At 39.6% G+C, this 16773-nt stretch carries 15 protein-coding genes and 1 pseudogene; 7 read left to right on the top strand and 9 right to left on the bottom strand.

Annotation, left to right across the window (positions count from 1 at the left end):
* Positions 1-3: 3 nt before the first annotated feature.
* Together FBT53_RS06040 and purD are read left to right on the top strand one after the other, a co-directional pair.
* Complete coding sequence (locus tag FBT53_RS06040) at positions 4-990, top strand: UDP-glucuronic acid decarboxylase family protein (protein ID WP_136950269.1); 987 nt, start codon at positions 4-6, stop codon at positions 988-990.
* 48 nt (positions 991-1038) lie between these two features.
* Complete coding sequence (gene purD / locus FBT53_RS06035) at positions 1039-2310, top strand: phosphoribosylamine--glycine ligase (RefSeq protein WP_136950268.1); 1272 nt, start codon at positions 1039-1041, stop codon at positions 2308-2310.
* On the opposite strand, the gene FBT53_RS06030 is transcribed toward purD, so the two are convergent.
* Complete coding sequence (locus FBT53_RS06030; RefSeq protein ID WP_010516289.1) at positions 2305-2526, bottom strand: hypothetical protein; 222 nt, start codon at positions 2524-2526, stop codon at positions 2305-2307. The two genes, purD and FBT53_RS06030, sit on opposite strands and share 6 nt — an antisense overlap.
* 62 nt (positions 2527-2588) lie before the next feature.
* Between FBT53_RS06030 and FBT53_RS06025 the strand changes: the two genes are divergently transcribed.
* From FBT53_RS06025 to FBT53_RS06015, 3 genes are read left to right on the top strand one after another with little or no spacing between them, the layout of a single operon-like run.
* The gene (locus FBT53_RS06025; RefSeq protein WP_136950267.1) at positions 2589-3512 is read left to right on the top strand and encodes a hypothetical protein; all 924 of its coding nucleotides are present in this window, start codon (positions 2589-2591) and stop codon (positions 3510-3512) included.
* Positions 3513-3536: 24 nt separating this feature from the next.
* Entirely contained in the window at positions 3537-4142 is a 606-nt protein-coding gene (locus FBT53_RS06020) for a DUF4254 domain-containing protein (RefSeq protein WP_136950266.1), read from the top strand.
* Positions 4126-5169, top strand: a complete 1044-nt coding sequence (locus FBT53_RS06015) for a glycosyltransferase family 9 protein (RefSeq protein ID WP_136950265.1) — start codon at positions 4126-4128, stop codon at positions 5167-5169. The genes FBT53_RS06020 and FBT53_RS06015 overlap by 17 nt, the downstream gene beginning before the upstream one ends.
* 12 nt (positions 5170-5181) lie before the next feature.
* Here the strand turns inward: FBT53_RS06015 and arsS are convergent, their stop codons facing one another.
* The 7 genes and pseudogenes from arsS to FBT53_RS05980 form a co-directional block, all read right to left on the bottom strand.
* Positions 5182-6279 carry an arsenosugar biosynthesis radical SAM (seleno)protein ArsS gene (gene arsS / locus FBT53_RS06010; protein ID WP_169630322.1) on the bottom strand — a complete coding sequence of 366 codons (1098 nt, stop codon included), beginning with the start codon at positions 6277-6279 and terminating at the stop codon, positions 5182-5184.
* The gene (locus tag FBT53_RS06005; protein ID WP_010516278.1) at positions 6279-6614 is read right to left on the bottom strand and encodes an arsenosugar biosynthesis-associated peroxidase-like protein; all 336 of its coding nucleotides are present in this window, start codon (positions 6612-6614) and stop codon (positions 6279-6281) included. The genes arsS and FBT53_RS06005 overlap by 1 nt, the downstream gene beginning before the upstream one ends.
* 243 nt (positions 6615-6857) lie before the next feature.
* Positions 6858-7466 (bottom strand): annotated as a pseudogene (locus tag FBT53_RS06000) (metallophosphoesterase); the annotation flags it as partial.
* Positions 7466-8845 carry a sodium:solute symporter gene (locus tag FBT53_RS05995; RefSeq protein WP_169630321.1) on the bottom strand — a complete coding sequence of 460 codons (1380 nt, stop codon included), beginning with the start codon at positions 8843-8845 and terminating at the stop codon, positions 7466-7468. The pseudogene FBT53_RS06000 and the gene FBT53_RS05995, both read right to left, overlap by 1 nt.
* A 1-nt stretch (position 8846) precedes the next feature.
* On the bottom strand, positions 8847-10301 hold the full coding sequence (locus FBT53_RS05990; RefSeq protein WP_136950264.1) for a SusD/RagB family nutrient-binding outer membrane lipoprotein: 1455 nt from the start codon (positions 10299-10301) through the stop codon (positions 8847-8849).
* Positions 10302-10313: 12 nt separating this feature from the next.
* Positions 10314-13520, bottom strand: coding sequence for a SusC/RagA family TonB-linked outer membrane protein (locus FBT53_RS05985; RefSeq protein WP_136950263.1), 3207 nt, complete (start codon positions 13518-13520; stop codon positions 10314-10316).
* A 42-nt stretch (positions 13521-13562) separates the two neighbouring features.
* Positions 13563-14240: a DUF2064 domain-containing protein gene (locus FBT53_RS05980; protein ID WP_136950262.1), complete on the bottom strand. Its 678-nt coding sequence runs from the start codon at positions 14238-14240 to the stop codon at positions 13563-13565.
* Positions 14241-14453: 213 nt separating this feature from the next.
* Here FBT53_RS05980 and FBT53_RS05975 point away from each other — a divergent pair, with 213 nt between their 5' ends.
* Positions 14454-15233 (top strand): patatin-like phospholipase family protein, encoded by a 780-nt coding sequence (locus FBT53_RS05975; protein ID WP_136950261.1) that lies wholly within the window; start codon positions 14454-14456, stop codon positions 15231-15233.
* A gap of 170 nt (positions 15234-15403) precedes the next feature.
* Positions 15404-15667 (top strand): hypothetical protein, encoded by a 264-nt coding sequence (locus FBT53_RS05970; RefSeq protein WP_136950260.1) that lies wholly within the window; start codon positions 15404-15406, stop codon positions 15665-15667.
* A gap of 3 nt (positions 15668-15670) precedes the next feature.
* On the opposite strand, the gene FBT53_RS05965 is transcribed toward FBT53_RS05970, so the two are convergent.
* Complete coding sequence (locus tag FBT53_RS05965) at positions 15671-16720, bottom strand: ferredoxin--NADP reductase (RefSeq protein ID WP_136950259.1); 1050 nt, start codon at positions 16718-16720, stop codon at positions 15671-15673.
* Between the last annotated feature and the right edge of the window lie 53 nt (positions 16721-16773).

Here is a 16773-nt window from a genome sequence, read left to right as displayed (position 1 = left end):
GTTATGAAAAGAGTTTTAGTTACCGGTGCAGCTGGTTTTTTAGGGTCCCATTTATGCGATAGATTTATATCCGAAGGGTTTTACGTAATTGGAATGGATAATTTGATAACAGGTGATTTAAAAAATATTGAGCATCTTTTTAAATTAGAAAACTTCGAATTCTACAATCACGATGTGACCAAATTTGTTCATGTTCCAGGTGATTTAGATTATATTTTGCATTTTGCTTCACCTGCTAGCCCAATAGATTATTTAAAAATACCAATACAAACCTTAAAGGTTGGTGCATTAGGAACACACAATTTGTTGGGGCTAGCAAAGGAAAAAAATGCACGTTTCATGATTGCTTCAACTTCTGAGATATACGGAGATCCTTTGGTACATCCGCAAACAGAGGAGTATTATGGTAACGTAAATACAATCGGTCCACGAGGAGTATACGATGAAGCAAAACGTTTTCAGGAATCTATTACTATGGCTTATCATAGGTTTCACGGTTTAGACACAAGAATCGTGCGTATTTTTAACACCTATGGTCCCAGAATGCGTCTAAATGACGGTAGAGTGATACCTGCTTTTATGGGTCAGGCACTAAGAGGTGAAGATTTAACGGTTTTTGGGGATGGCTCACAAACCCGTTCTTTTTGTTATGTTGAAGATGAGATTGAGGGTATTTATCGATTGCTTATGAGTGATTATACCTTGCCTATGAATATTGGTAATCCACACGAGATTAGTATTAGGGATTTTGCAGAAGAGATAATAAAGCTTACAGGAACCAATCAAAAGGTAATTTACAAACCTTTACCTAAAGATGATCCTATGCAAAGACAGCCAGATATTTCTAAAGCTAAAGAGATTTTAGGTTGGGAGCCTCAAGTTGGTCGCGCAGAAGGAATGAAAAAGACTTTTGATTACTTTAAATCACTTTCAAAAGAGGAGCTTGAAAAAACAGAGCACAGAGATTTCAAAGAAGTAAATAGGAAATAGAATAACTCTTACTATTTTTGTCGCTTTAATCAGCACATTTAACTTTCTATGAACGTATTAATAATTGGTTCTGGTGGCCGCGAACACACCCTAGCTTGGAAAATTGCACAAAGCGATAAAGTAGACCAACTTTTTGTTGCGCCCGGCAACGCGGGTACTTCGTCAATAGCTACAAATTTGGCCATAGGGGTTTCTGATTTTAATGCGATTAAAGAGGCGATTACAACCTATAACATTAAAATGTTCGTGGTTGGGCCAGAAGTGCCTTTGGTAGAAGGAATACATGATTTTCTTAAGGATGAAGTGGGCCTTAATGATTTGATTATTGTAGGACCTAGAAAATTGGCAGCTACCTTAGAAGGTTCTAAAGAATTCGCAAAAGAATTCATGCTGCGCAATAAAGTGCCTACAGCAGCTTACCAAAGCTTCACTTCAGAAAATCTAGCGGAAGGTTTTCAGTTCTTAGAAAGCTTACATCCCCCATACGTTTTAAAAGCGGATGGTTTAGCAGCGGGCAAAGGAGTATTGATTTTAGAAGATATTAATGAGGCCAAAGCAGAACTAGAGGCCATGTTGGTTAACGCTAAGTTTGGAAACGCTAGCACAACTGTGGTTATAGAAGAGTTTTTAGACGGAATTGAATTGAGCTGTTTTGTTTTAACGGATGGTGAAAACTATAAGATTTTACCTTACGCTAAAGATTACAAGCGAATAGGAGAAGGAGATAAAGGACTAAATACAGGCGGAATGGGCGCTGTATCGCCAGTTCCTTTTGCAGATGAAGCTTTCCTTGCTAAAATAGAAGAACGTATTGTAAAACCAACCGTAGACGGTTTAAAAAAAGATAACATACCGTATCAAGGTTTTATTTTTATTGGTTTGATTAAAGTTGGTGATGACCCAAAGGTTATTGAATACAACGTAAGAATGGGCGACCCTGAGACAGAGGTGGTAATTCCAAGGATTAAATCGGATTTAATGGATTTACTTCTGGCCGTTGGTAATCAATCCCTAGACCAAGTTTCATTAGACATAGACCCAAGATTTGCTACCACTGTGATGACAGTTTCTGGTGGTTACCCAGAAGCTTATGAAAAAGGCAAGGAAATTACTGGTGCAAATACGGTATCAGATTCACTAGTATTTCATGCGGGTACCACAGCTAAAGATGGTAAATTGGTAACAAATGGCGGTCGGGTAATTGCGGTAACTTCGCTCGGCGAAACAAAAGAAGAGGCGTTGAGAACATCCTATAAAAATGTTTCAACCCTCAATTTTGAAGGTATGTATTACCGAAAAGATATTGGATTCGACCTATAAAAAGGAGTGAGAGGTGCTAGTCTTGTCCTCTTCGTTATTGTCATTGAATTTTTTCAATTGACCCATCCAGTACACCATCGCTACGGCTCCAATAATCATAAATAACCAATTTAAGGTGTTGGCGGCCCACCAGCTATCCATAAATCGTAAAGCGTCTAATGGCTTAAAAAGCACATTAACAAACAAGTCTTCTATTCCGTAAAATAAATTGCTCATGATATACTGTATATTTACGGCACAAAAATAGTAATTAGGCTTAATATTCCTACGATCAATTTATGATTTCTACATTTTTTGATAGAACCAAACCTGTACATTATGGTATTCTGTTAGGCTCAGGAGCCTTAGCTTTTTGGTTGGTTTGGTATGTTAGCATGGGAAAGAATGCGATAGCGGACCTATGGGAAATAGCTCTTTTGGGTAACATAGCATTGCTGGCATCTATCTACCTTATTGCTCAATTAGTCCGGTTGTTTAAGTTGACAAGAACCAATTCGCTAGCGATGTTTTTTTACCTGGTTCTGGTGGTTTTCTTCTATAAGGTATTAGTTGTACCGAAGATTCTAATTGCATCTTTTTTTCTTTTGTTATCCGTTAGTAGAACACTTGCCTTGAAATCGGAAAAAAGAGGTAAAGAAAAAGTTTTTGAAGCTTCCCTTTGGTTATTTGCAGCCTGTTTATTTGATTCGTGGTGTATCGTTTTTAGTATCCCTATCTACATTGCTATAGGTATGTTTTTAAGTAAAGAATTACGAATATGGTTAATGCCCATTGCAGCTCTATTTACGGTTGTTATGTTAACCTTAGCGGTAGTATTAAACATATTTAGCTTTGCAGAATTATGGTCCTATCTAAAGATTAGTCCTGAGTTTTATCTGGTTTTTAATCCCAACTATGTCATCTTAAGTTATGTGGTGCTTGCATTAGGTTTTGCATTCTTTATTTTTGGTAAAATTGGATATCGTAGACAAGGAAAAGTTCTTATTTTACGAATTGTTATGGCGTATCTAATTCTTGCATTTATGCTACTATTCTTAGTCTCAGCACAGGTGTATGCTAGGTTAATTTACTCATTCTTTCCTGTTGCGGTTGTGCTCGCAAATTATACAGACACTATTAAGAGGCCTAGATTTAAGGAATTGTTTTTAATAACCCTGATTATTGTACCAGTGGTATTGCTTTGTATATCCCTATTACAATAGCTTATCTTTGTAAAAAATAGTTTTATGTTTAGCCAAAACGCCTTCAACATATTTGAAGAAAGCATACGTGCCTATCATGTATTAGATACTGTAGACCAACCGTTTCAAAATCCATATGATAAGGATAGTATTGAACATTTGTTATATCGTAAGAATTGGATAGATACCGTGCAATGGCATTTTGAGGATTTAATACGTGACCCGAGCATTGACCCTGTTGCCGCGTTGGAGTTGAAACGAAAAATTGATGCGAGTAATCAAGACCGTACTGATTTAGTTGAGTTCATAGATAGTTATTTTTTGCACAAATACCAATCGGTAGAAATTAAAGCTAATGCTGGTATTAATACCGAAAGTCCGGCGTGGGCTATTGATAGATTAAGCATATTGGCACTTAAAATTTACCACATGAAAGAGGAGGCAGAACGTGCGGATGCTACAGAAAAACACCGTAAAGAATGTGCTGCCAAATTAAACGTCTTACTAGAACAAAAAAAGGATTTATCTACCGCTATAGACGAATTGTTGGCAGATATAGAAGCGGGTAAAAAATACATGAAAGTTTACAAGCAAATGAAAATGTATAACGATGACGAACTAAACCCTGTGCTACGTGGGCAAAAAGCCTAAATACAAGCATCTTTTGGTTATTAGGTTGTCTGCTATGGGAGACGTGGCCATGACCATACCAGTTTTAATATCGCTTATACAAAACCATCCGAATTTAAGCATAACCCTACTCACCAAAAATAGCTTTGCACCTATTTTTAAAGATTTGCAACGGGTTACCGTTGTGCATGCAGATGTAAAAGGTGAGCATAAGGGCATTTATGGTTTATACCGATTGTTTTCTAGTTTAAAAAAATTAAAGATTGATGCCGTAGCAGACTTGCACAATGTGTTGCGTAGTAATGTGCTGAGAATCTTATTTAAAAGTGTTGGTGTACCGGTTATCCAAATTGACAAAGGAAGAAATGAAAAAAAGGCGTTAACCCGCCCAACCAACAAGGTTATGCGACTGCTTAAGAGCAGTCATGAGCGTTACGCGGATGTGTTTCGCAGACTGGGTTTTGCTGTGGACCTTACCCAGGATATGGTGTTATCAAAACCAATTCTACCACAAGAAATAGCCAGCAGTATTGATACTTCAAGCCGTTTGATAGGTATAGCTCCTTTTGCGACATACAAAAGCAAAATGTATCCGCTAGATAAAGTTGAATTAGTTATTCGTGATTTGCTTGTGCAAACCAATGCCCAAGTGCTACTTTTTGGTGGTGGACCCAAAGAAAAGGAACTGTTAGATACCTTGGCTAGTAAATTCAATAACCGAGTAGTCAATATGACGTTTAGTGTGCCTTTTAAGGCGGAATTGGACCTTATTGCAAACCTATCGGTTATGTTAGCCATGGACAGTGGTAACGGTCATCTTGCGGCAAATTACGGGGTGCCTGTGGTTACCTTATGGGGTGTTACCCATCCCTATGCGGGTTTTGTTCCTTATAATCAACCTTTATCACATAGTATTTTACCAAACCTAGATACCTTTCCATTACTACCAACATCCGTATACGGTAATAAGTTTCCGGAAGGATATGACAAGGCCATCGAGACCATTACGCCAGATGACGTTGTTGCTAAAATAACGGATTTACTTTAGTAAAATACGCTCTTACGCCACCGTTCCTTGGCAACTACTTCCCGCTCCTGCGGTACAACCATAACAATGCTGGGAAATGATGATGTTTCTATCATTGATCAAATCCTCATTGTAATCTTTAATGTGTTTTATTTTATTGGCCACTTTTAAGCCCAACATCTGATTAAAATCACAATCATAAAGCCAACCATCCCAACTAACGGAAATAGTATTGGTACACATAACACTGCTCACCGCAGACGGGTTATAAGCTTCTACTAAAGAATACATGTAATCCTCGTAATTGTCAGATGCTATTAAGTAATCCAAGAAACGGGAAATGGGCAAATTGGTAATGGCAAATAGATTATGAAATTGAATACCAAAATCTTCGTCCAATGCCTTTTTAAAATCGCGCTCCAAGGCCATTTGGTCACCAGGTAAATAGGCTCCAGACGGGTTGTAAACTAAATCCAAACGTAAATCACTGTCTGGCATTCCATAACCCACTTCGTTCAATAGTTGTAACGCTTTAATCGATTTGTCAAAAACCCCGTCGCCACGCTGTTTATCAGTTTTTCCACGGGTATAATGCGGTAGGGAAGATACAACGTGTACATTGTGTTTTTTAAAGAATTCTGGCAGGTCGTTAAACTTTGGATTGGCCAAAATGATGGACAAATTAGACCGCACGATAAAATCCTTAATACCAGCTTTGGAAGCCTCTTCTACAAACCATCTAAAATTAGGGTTCATTTCTGGTGCGCCACCTGTTAAATCCAAGGTATGCGCCCCTGTATTTCTAATTACTTCTAGGCATTGCTCCATGGTTTCCACCGTCATGATTTCCTTTCTGGTAGGGCCCGCATCTACATGGCAATGCTCACAAGTAATGTTGCACATATACCCTACGTTTATCTGTAGAATTTCCAATTTATTAGGGCGAAGCGGAAATTGTCCTATCTCACTAATTTTATCCTTAAAATATGGTAATTCACCATCGGCAAATAGACCTCCGTTTAATATGGCTAACTGCTTATTGGGTTGTGCAAGGTCGTTTTCCCGGGCTTGTAGCGTTTTTAGCTTCGGTTTTTTCGCCTTTTTCAGGTCGTTCATGATACTCTTTTCCATTAGTGCGATAGTTTATTGTATTTGTTCATCATTTGTACACCATGTACCAAGGTGGCTCCACTTTCTATGGCAGCGCCAACATGCACGGCTTCCATCATTTCTTCTTTGGTAATCCCCTTTTGTAGGCCATCTTTTGTATAAGCATCTATACAATATGGACATTTAACCACGTGAGAAACGGCCAAGGCAATTAAAGACTTTTCTCTAGCAGTTAGTGCGCCTTCTTCAAAAACCTTACCGTAATAGTCAAAAAATTTGGTGCCAAGCTCTTCACTCCATTCAGTGATTTTTCCAAATTTTCTTAAGTCTGCTGGGTCGTAATAGTTATTTGCCATGGTATTTTGTTTTGTGTTTTTATTTGTTTTGGAATTTGTATTAAAATCGATAGGAATACCCTGCGCCATTTTTTCTAATTCGGGCAAGATTTCCATATTGTCCCAAAGTCCGGTCTGCAGCGTATCTGCGTAGGCTTCGGGTAAAAAGTTGATGTGCATTAGTTGCTTTGCCGTGTGGTAATCGTATTCAAAAGAACGATGGGTATATTTTAATTCGCCCTCTACCTCTTCAAGCAGCATATACCAAACACGCGGGGTACCGTCATTCGCAGGCATACCAATAACACCAGGATTTAACCACAATTTATTGTCAAATTCATGATGAAAGGGTAATCCGCAATGCCCAGCAAGAATAACATCGCTTTGCGATGCACTAAAACTAACCTGTTTTTTATCTACTGAAGTGGACTCAAATATAAAGTCGGACACCTGTTCGTATGAACCGTGTACTACGGTAATTTTTTTACCGGCAAACGTAAATCGTAGATGTTCTGGAAGCGTTTCCATCCACTCGATAGCATCTTTGGATAACTGCTCTTTTGAAAAAGGAAACCACGTTCTGGAAAAAACATCGCATCGGCTACCTTCGGTAAAATCACAGCCACAATCGTCGCTTCCGTCTGCCAACTGCTGTTCCACATTCCCAGAAATACTCAATGCGCCCCATTCTCTAAACAGCTGAACAGTTTCTTCTGGTTGCGCGCAATAACCCACAATATCTCCTGTACAAATGCAGTGTTCCGGCGCAATACCTTCTGCTTCTGCAATGCTTTTTAGTTCTTGCAAGGCCTGTAGGTTGCTGTAAACCCCACCGAATACCAGTATTCGATCCGTTTGGACCTCCAAATGCATTATTTTCTTCTCCATAGCGGTATTAAATATAAGAGGAAAGACACGAGAATACCCCAAAAATTAACCCAAAGTAAATCGGCATATTTGCCATGGGTAAAAATGAGGGCGTTTGGGAACACCCCAAAAACCAATAAAAATCCAAAGACTAGACCGCCAATAACACTCAAGTAGTAGTTGGCAGTAGAAACTTTCTTTTTCCACAATACAAAAACAGGGGTTAGGCCAATTACCATGGTACCACTTATAGTAGTGGCCGATAGAATTTCTGCATCCATAAAAATGGGTAACGTTCCTAAAATAGCAATGACCACCATTGCCCACCTGCCAAAGCTTAAGCTTGTTCCCAAATTCAAATCTAAGGTGGCGAGTTTGGAAAAAGAAGAAAAGGTAGAATCCAGTGTTGAAGCTGCGGATGTTATCATAATAAAGTTAATGACCAATAAGATAATAGCACCAAAAGCTTTGGCTACCTGCACAGCAGCTTGGCCTACCATATTTTGATGTTGTGCATATATGCCAATTATACTAAACAGTATAATGCATAATCCGCCAACCAAGCCTGCCCATAAAAAGGCTTTTAAGGTTGTTTTTGGCTTACTAATAAAGCCACGGTCTGTTAACACGGGGTCGTGAAAGGGATAACTAAATGATTGTAACACGGCCGCTAGAAGAAGGTTTATTCCCATTTCCCATTTCCACTCTCCAGAAGTAATTACCGTAGCTGGGGTAAAATTATTCTCCGATGAAAAAATGGTACCAAGAACCACAAACAGTAAAACAGCAAATAGGACCATCTGAATTGCATCCGTAAAAATACTACTACTCAATCCTCCTTTCAAGGCATAGACTAATGTTAACACCGTAAAAACTAGGATGGAACTGTAATAGGGCAGGCTACCCATTTCTCCAAAATAGGAACCAATGACCATGGTATTGCTCCATACCTCGTTAAAAAGCCGAATAGCGATAAGTACCGAAAACAAGAACATGGCGCCTTTACCAAAGCGGGTAGTCAAAAATTGGTGTATACTGGTAAATCCGCCTTTGGTTCGCATTTGGTAAATAACATAACCAGCAACTATAAAACTAAGGTAATAAGCCGCATAGGCAACACCGCCTACCAAACCATAGGCCAATCCCAAATTGGCCGCATTGGTAATGCTTTTGGCAAAAATCCAAGAGATAACCAAGCTACCCATAAGCATAAAGGTGTTGGGCGCTTTTTGGTTGACCTGAGCCTTAAAAAACTGTTCGGTATTTTTAGCTAGTGGTGATAATAGGATGAATGCCAAGCTAGACAAAAGCACCAAACCCCATTGTAGTATACCAATACTACCGGGGTTAAGATTTAAAAGTGCTATGTCTAAATTGGGCCGCATGTTATTCGTTATCCCACCAAACGGGGGTATTTATACTGTTATCATTGGTATTGGCCGCCGCCGCCTCATAATTTTCTGCGTTTAGTGCCTGCTCTTCTGCTGGATAAGGCATACGAACGGGAATTACATCGTTATTTAAACTGGCGGAGATTGTTCGTAACTGCGGAAACCCGGTTCTTCTAAATTCTATCCAACCTTCATACCCATTAATAGTATTGGCAATCCATTTTTGGGTGATTATTTGCTGCAGGGCATCGCCATTGGCTAAAGCGGCGGGTCCTCCTAAGTAGGTGTTGGGCAAATTGGTGCCCCAATAGGCAAAGGCTTGGGTAACGGCAGTGTTATACAATTCTGTACTATTGGCGGTAATCCACCCACGTTCGGCTGCTTCTGCCCATAAAAAATGGGTTTCCCATGCCGTCATAAAATTGGCGTCTAATCTGCCGGTTTCCTCCCTAAAAATAGTCCCTGGCAAAGAGTAGTCCGCTAGGTTAATAGAAGTTTGTGAAGCATCGATACCGTTGAGTAACCCGTTAAAATCTGCGGAATCACTATTGGCAAAAGGTCTATAAAAAGTGGCTATGCGTGGGTCTTCCAAATCCTTTAAAATATCTTCCATAGTTTCCGACAGCACAAAATTGTTAAAGTCGCCAATACGCAAGCGCGCCAACCTAAAATTATTGGGTTCTCCGTTGGTAAAATCGAACACTGCATTTTCTTCGTTCAGGGAAATAAAATTTCCCGCATCGAACAAGGCCTGCAATTCCGTACTTGGGTCTAGTTGATTGCCAATACGCACTAAAGCTTTAAGTTTTAAAGAATTCGCAAAGCGAATCCATCCATCTAAATCGCCTTCAAATAAAATATCGCCTTCCAAAGCAATGGTACCCTCATAATTTTCTAAGGCGGCAATACCTTTATCAATATTATCCAGAATGCCTTCTTCGCCTAAGTAAATGGTTTCTTGTGCGTCATAGGCTGGGGTAACCGTAGCTGCATCACCTCGAAAAGCCTCATAATAAGGAACATCTCCAAACAAATCCGTCAGGGCCATCGCCATATAGGCTTTTAATATTCTAGACGGACCTTCATAAACTTCATGGGTAGGGTTTTCCAAAGCCAGTTCTAAAATGGACTCATTATCCCTTAGGTTTTTGTAAATAATTGGCCAAGGATTACCCCCCAACTGAGGAGATTTTAAATCGTGACGGTCAAAAAGATTAAAATCTAAGGCGGTGCTATACTGGCCCAACAAATTACCAGCGGTAAAACCCTCGTAAGACATTTGTTCGCCATAATCATAAATAACTTGGCGAAGCAATAAATTGGGTTCTACAGCAATGGGCTGATTGGGGTTGGTGTTGATGTCTTCAAAATTTTTGGTACAAGCTTGGAATAAAGCGGTAGAAAGCACCAAAGCAACTACTATACTAATTGTTTTATTTCTATTTTTCATTTGGATACCTTCTTAAAAATTAAAACCTGCTTTAAAACCGATACTTCTTGTGGTGGCGTAAGACATGTCTTCTACACCACCTATGAATCCATTACCCTGTACGGCAAATTGCTCAGGGTCAAAATGTGGGTTTTCTGTAATCGCAAAAAGATTACGACCAATTAGCGATAGGCGCAAACTGGCATTTTGTTGTAAAAAACTCAAGTTTTTGAACGTATAGCCCAAGGCTACTTGGCGTAACTTTAAGAAGGAAGCATCATACACATTGTTTTCTTCATGGTTACGGTCATAAAACTGGCGGTAGTAACTTTCTGGGGTTACCGCCACCGTGTTTTCTACATAAACCGGATTTTCTGTTGTACCGGTATTAACTACGCCTTGTGGCACAATACCTTCTTCTGGCCTAAACGCGGTTTCTGCCAATTGACCGCCCACATTACCTAAAGCACGCGTACGGGATACGATAATACCCCCTTGACGCCAGTCTAACAGAAAGCCCAAATCCCAATTCTTATAACTGAATTGATTGTTGAAACCTAGCATAAAATCTGGATTGTAATTACCTAGTTTTTGCAGGTTGTTATCTGGGATGTAGCGGCCTTCTTCCGTTAGGATAAAATCGCCATTTTCATTTCTTAAATAGCCCGTGCCGTACAAATCCCCAATACGGCCGCCTTCTTCCACTTGTAAAAATACCGTTTGGTTTTGACTATCGTAAATACGGGAGTATGCCAAGGTTAAACGCCCATCTTCCTGTGGTAAATCTTCTACGGTAGTTCTAGAACGACTAAAATTTAAGGTGCTGTTCCATTTAAAATTATCAGTAACTATTGGCGTAGCATTCAAAATAACTTCTAGCCCTTTGGCACGCACTTCGCCGCCATTTACCACTTGTTGGCTAAAGCCCGAGGCAATACCAATGGGCAGTGATAAAATCTGGTCTTTGGTCAGTGCATCGTAGTACGACACATCAAAATTTAAACGGTCGCCAAAAAAACGAATATCGGCCCCAAATTCTACGGCCGAGGTTTGCTCCGGACGTAGGTTGGGATTGGCGATAAAATTCTGTTCGCTAAACGTTGCTTGTCCTAAATAAGGGGTCTGTGCCACAAAAGCACCAGAAGTTTGGTAAGGATTGGTATCGTTACCTACTTGTGCCCAACTGGCCCTAAGTTTTAAAAACGAAATAGCTGAAGGCAGTGCTGCAACCTCCGAAAGAATAAAGCTAGAAGAAACGGATGGATAGAAAAACGAAACATTGTCTACCGAAAATGGCGTAGCCAAGGCACTGGACCAATCATTACGACCGGTTATATCCAAAAACAGAAAATCTTTGTAAGCTATTTTGGCCAAACCATAAAAGCTGTTGATGCGTTTGTTAGATTCAAATTCAAAAACTTCTACTGGGGATGCTGCATTACTTAATCTAAAAATACCTGGTTGTGCCAAACTGGTGGTTTGGGACTGGCTCGTAAATGCCTTTTGGTCCAATCGATTACCACCTAAAGAAATAGCAACTTTAAAATCGTTAAAGCGATTGGTATAATTTAAAAGAAAGTCCGTATTGATTTCCCTAAAAAACACATCGTGTTCCGCATAACCTCCATTTTGAAAGCGGTTAGAGCTATAAGCCCGCTGCAGTTGCCGGGTTTCATCGGAATAATCCATACCGCTGCGAACCGTAGCGGATAGTTGTGGAGTAATCTGATATTTTGCCGAAACATTCCCGAAAACTCGATTTCGGTTAAACGAGTTTCGATTCTCATGTAGAATAAAGAAGGGGTTATCAAAAAAGGTATAGTTAAAAGAATATTGCTGTCTACCCTCTAGGCCGGGTTGCCAGTAATTCCTAAGACTATCAATGTTTAGGGAACGTGGACCCCACGCCACCAAAGAGTAATTTACATTTTCAGAACCGTAACCATTAGAGGGGCGGTTATCGCTTTGCGAATTTACATAGTTGATGGATGAATTAATCTGAAGCTTATCCGTAGGTCTAAAATTGAGTCGTGCAGCAACCGTTTGGCGGTCTAAATTTACTCCCGGAATAATGCTTTCGCTACGCAAATCGGTAAACGATAGACGGTAACTGCCCTTATCAAATCTGGAAGAAATAGCCAAGTTGTTGATGAAAGTGGTACCGGTTTCGTAAAAATCCTTGAGGTTATCTGGGTTAGAAACAAAAGGTGTTGCCGTAATGGGCAAACCATTGTAAAGCGCAGTATCACCACCGCGAACTACCGTGCCGTCAGCAAGGGTCACAGGACTATCGAACTGTGGAATCAAAGTGCCTTGGTCCAATCGTGGTCCCCAACTGTAAGTAATATTGTCATTAATACCGCCGCCAAGACCGTCTACATATTCAAATTGGCCAGAATTTCCTTGGCCGTAGTTATTCTGAAAGTCGGGCAACTGAAAAGCACTTTCCAAAAATAGGCTAGTGTTGTAGCTAATTCCTAACCCTTTGCTTTGGCTGCCGTTTTTTGTAGCTATCACCACAACGCCATTGGCTGCTCTTGTGCCATACAATGCGGCTGCACTTGGGCCTTTTAAAACAGATACTTCTTCAATATCATCTGGATTCACCTCCATGGCACCGTTACCAAAATCGACCTCTTGAAAACCAGCCGCCGCCTCATTGGTAAAGTTAAAAACGGTGTTGTTATTAATGGGTACGCCGTCTACGATAAACAGTGGATTGTTATTGCTGAAGGAAGCTTCGCCCCGTATGCTAATGCGGCTAGAAGACCCTACACCCGTTGGCCCTTGGTTAATGGTTACCCCGGCTAATTTACCGGTTAGGTTATCTAAAAAGTTTACCGATTTTACTTCGGTTACCCCTTGGGCATCCAAACTTTGTACTACATAACCCAATTCTTTGGTTTCGCGTTCCAAACCAAGTGCGGTCAAAACAACCTCATTGAGCAGTTCTGAGCTTTCTTCTAATGTAATGTTGAGGTTGTTGCTAGCACTGGTAATGGTTATCGTTTTGGACGTAAAGCCCAATAGCGAAAAACGCAACTGACCACCTTCTGCGGGTAGTTCCATAGAAAAATTGCCATTGGTATCTGTAGTAGCACCAATTGTAGATTGTAAAAGTAAGATATTGACAAAGGGTAAGGGTTGCTGATTGGCATCGGTAACCGTACCGCTTATATTGATTTGTGCATGGGTAATTGTGCAAACGCACAATAACATACCCAAAAGTATATTTTTCATTTGTGATGTTGAGATTTCTAAAATGTAGGTTGGGGGGACTGCTTAGGTATACTGGGGAGAGCCTTTGTTATAGAAGGTAGACAGGTAGTGTGTTGTATGGCTAAGGTGTGTGTACGTTTTAGGGGCTGCTTGTCTGGATAGGCCAAGCACTAAAGCTCTTTTTAAAGACTGTGTGATGGGTTTTTGGAGTATCTCAAGAATATCGGTTTCCGAATCAACATCGGTCAAAGTTTCTAACTGATGAATTTCACCGGCTAAGCCAAAAGATTCGGAAATACGTTTAAAAAGCGAAATACGTTCCCAAGGCAAGCGCTTAAAATCGTTGTATCTGAAATGGTCTTTATGAATACCAATTAGGTAGACGCCGCCATCCGTAGAAGGACCTAAAACTGTTTTGCCCTTGCAGATTTGCTTGTAGGCCTGTTTAAGTTTGGATACTGTTAGATTAGGGCTATCGTTACCAATAGAAATTACATTTTTATAGCCCTTGTCAAAAACGGCCTGTAATGCGTTAGAAAAACGTTCGGCAAAGGTTTCGCCAATTTGTTTTTCTTCGTCCCAAACCAAATAGGGTAAGCCTGTGGCCTGGACTATGGAAAGCGTTTGCTTGTTTAAGGCATCAAATACTAGCTCACCATTACGAATGGGTTTACGTAAGGCTTCTAATTTTGCACTTTGTGCAAAGATTAAAATAGCGGTATGATGGGCTTTTTTATGCAAACTAAACGTTTGTTATGGGTATTGGTTCGTAATACTTGAATTTAAATTACAGGTTTTTTCTTAAAAATCTATTCTTGTTTCTTTTTTGTTACCTACGGAGTTATTTTAATTAAGGTTTTACTGTTGAAGAAAAAATAAACAAAACTTTTTTTTAAACTGTAAGCGCAAAATAATTAGTTGTGAAACAGTACTTTTAACCTATAAAATTTCTTCATGTTTACTGGAAAGAAAATAGGACTGGTTTTATCTGGCGGAGGCATTCGAGGCATGGCCCATATTGGCTTATTAAAAGTACTGCAAGAGCGAGAAGTAAAAGCCCAGAGTGTAGCAGGTGCAAGTATTGGTGCCTTGGTTGGCGCTTTGTATGCAAATGGTAATAGGATAGACGAAATGTTGGCCTTCTTTAAAGAGACACCCTTATTCCAGTACAGTTTTTTTGCTATTGGGAAACCGGGACTTATAGATACCGAACGTTATTTTAATGTTTTTCAACAATTTTTCCCGCATGATTCTTTTGAACAGTTAAATATTCCCTTACATGTGGTAGCAACGGATTTGTTACAAGGAACAGAAAAGGTATTTAACCAAGGGGCGTTAATTATGCCCTTACTGGCTTCCGCAGCTTTAACTCCCGTTTTTAGTCCTGTAGAAATAGATAAGGTATTGTACGCAGACGGTGGCATTATGAACAATTTTCCAAAAGAATATGTAGAGCAAGGCGCAGATTTAGTCGTTGGCAGTAATGTATCTGTTAATGGTAGATTACAAAAAAAGGACCTGAGCAATTCACTGCAACTTACGAGCCGTATAACAGGCCTTATGATTTACGCTTCTTGTAGGGAGAAAATTTGTGAATGCGATATTTTGATAGAGCCGGCGCAGTTAGACCAAATAGGCGTTTTAGACAAAAAAGGTATAGAAAAAGCGTTTACCATTGGCTATGATGCCGCCAACTTTGCTATGGATGCTTATTTAGATAAGAACAAGCCATAAACCCAGTTTTCAGGGATACCATACGATGGTAAACCGCGTTAGTTTTACACCAACAAAAAAGAAAACCAATGGCTGTTTTAGTAAAAAGAGACCCCGATGTAAAGAATCAAAAAACTTTTTATTATTCTGAGGTAGAAAAAGAGAAATTTACGCAACAAGTGCACTAACTCTTGGCGAATCGTGGTTACCAGTTAATTCAAGGAGATAAAAGCAATGGCACCTATGAAAAGGGTAACAGAATTTTGCGCATTCTTTTAGGTGCTTTCTACAAATATTTTAAACTTCAACTATATATAGAATTTAATGGGCAAAACGAAGCCAAGTTGCAATTGATTAAAGCAACTTCTGGATTTTCTGGTGGTGCTATTGGTGTAAGTCAGGTCAAGAAAGAATTTACCAATCTTGAACAATTATTTACGCAGCTTAAAAATTAAACTTTACACATCGTCAAAATCTATTTTTAAAGTTGGCGTGGTGGCATGGGCTTGGCAGGTTAGGATTAAACCTTCTGCTATCTCCCCATCGGTTAAAATCTGATTTTTCACCATTTCTGCCTTACCTTCGGTAACCCGCGCAATACAACTGCTACAAACGCCGCCTTGGCAAGAATACGGTGCATCTATATCTTCTTTTAAAATGGCATCCAAAAGAATGGTTTTCTTTTCTACATTTAAATTGAAGGTCTCATCATCTAGCAAAATTTCTACTTGGGTAGCGCCTTCTAAATTTTGGGCCAAGGTGTCTTCCGTTTCTGAAGCGGTAAACAATTCAAAATGAATTTTATCTACAGCTATACCGCCCTCTTTTAGCGTATCGGACACTGTATTTATCATCGCTTCTGGACCACATAGATAAAAGGCATCAAACGTGGTCTCCTTAAATTTGTTTTTAAGAATAAGATTTACGGTAGATTTTTCAATACGCCCAAAAAGGCAATCGGGTTCCGTGCTTTTACTGTACACCCACTCTATGTGAAATCGGCTTTGAAACTGCCCTTTTAATTCCAAAAGTGTGGTATGGTACATGGTCTCTGCTGGCGTTTGGTTGCCAAAAACAAGAACAAACGTATTTTCTTCATGGCTTTCTAAAACCGTTTGAGCTATAGAAATTATGGGAGTTATACCACTACCTGCGGCAAAGGCGGCAACATGTTTTGTTTCGTTGCTCGGTTCAAATACAAAACGACCTTCTGGTGGCATTACTTCTAAAACATCACCCACTTTAATTTCATCGTTGGCGTAGACAGAAAAAGTACCCCCTTCAACTTTTTTAATACCAACCGTTAATTTGCCAGAACTAGGAGCAGAAGAGATAGAATAGGCCCTTCTTACCTCATTACCATTCACTGTTTTTTTAATAGTGATGTATTGCCCCGCGGTAAAAGAAAAAGTTTCCTTTAAGTTCTCTGGAACATTAAAAGTTAATGCAACCGAATTTGGTGTTAAATTGGTTACTGCAGCAACGGATAATGGATGAAAATCGCTCATAGCAAATAAAATTTTTGCAAAGCTAAGGAAAGCTAACACTAATTTTAATACCT

The sequence above is a fragment of the Flavobacterium sp. ASW18X genome, assembly GCF_005144745.1.
In the GTDB taxonomy this organism is placed as follows: domain Bacteria; phylum Bacteroidota; class Bacteroidia; order Flavobacteriales; family Flavobacteriaceae; genus Croceivirga.
This window is presented reverse-complemented; position numbering and strand designations above follow the sequence as displayed.

Bases quoted from the DNA above. Each gene is read 5' to 3' on its own strand.
- FBT53_RS06040 (WP_136950269.1), top strand. From the start codon at position 4: ATGAAAAGAGTTTTAGTTACCGGTGCAGCTGGTTTTTTAGGGTCCCAT.
- purD (WP_136950268.1), top strand. From the start codon at position 1,039: ATGAACGTATTAATAATTGGTTCTGGTGGCCGCGAACACACCCTAGCT.
- FBT53_RS06030 (WP_010516289.1), bottom strand. From the start codon at position 2,526: ATGAGCAATTTATTTTACGGAATAGAAGACTTGTTTGTTAATGTGCTT.
- FBT53_RS06025 (WP_136950267.1), top strand. From the start codon at position 2,589: ATGATTTCTACATTTTTTGATAGAACCAAACCTGTACATTATGGTATT.
- FBT53_RS06020 (WP_136950266.1), top strand. From the start codon at position 3,537: ATGTTTAGCCAAAACGCCTTCAACATATTTGAAGAAAGCATACGTGCC.
- arsS (WP_169630322.1), bottom strand. From the start codon at position 6,279: ATGGAAAAGAGTATCATGAACGACCTGAAAAAGGCGAAAAAACCGAAG.
- FBT53_RS06005 (WP_010516278.1), bottom strand. From the start codon at position 6,614: ATGGCAAATAACTATTACGACCCAGCAGACTTAAGAAAATTTGGAAAA.
- FBT53_RS05995 (WP_169630321.1), bottom strand. From the start codon at position 8,845: ATGCGGCCCAATTTAGACATAGCACTTTTAAATCTTAACCCCGGTAGT.
- FBT53_RS05990 (WP_136950264.1), bottom strand. From the start codon at position 10,301: ATGAAAAATAGAAATAAAACAATTAGTATAGTAGTTGCTTTGGTGCTT.
- FBT53_RS05985 (WP_136950263.1), bottom strand. From the start codon at position 13,520: ATGAAAAATATACTTTTGGGTATGTTATTGTGCGTTTGCACAATTACC.
- FBT53_RS05975 (WP_136950261.1), top strand. From the start codon at position 14,454: ATGTTTACTGGAAAGAAAATAGGACTGGTTTTATCTGGCGGAGGCATT.
- FBT53_RS05965 (WP_136950259.1), bottom strand. From the start codon at position 16,720: ATGAGCGATTTTCATCCATTATCCGTTGCTGCAGTAACCAATTTAACA.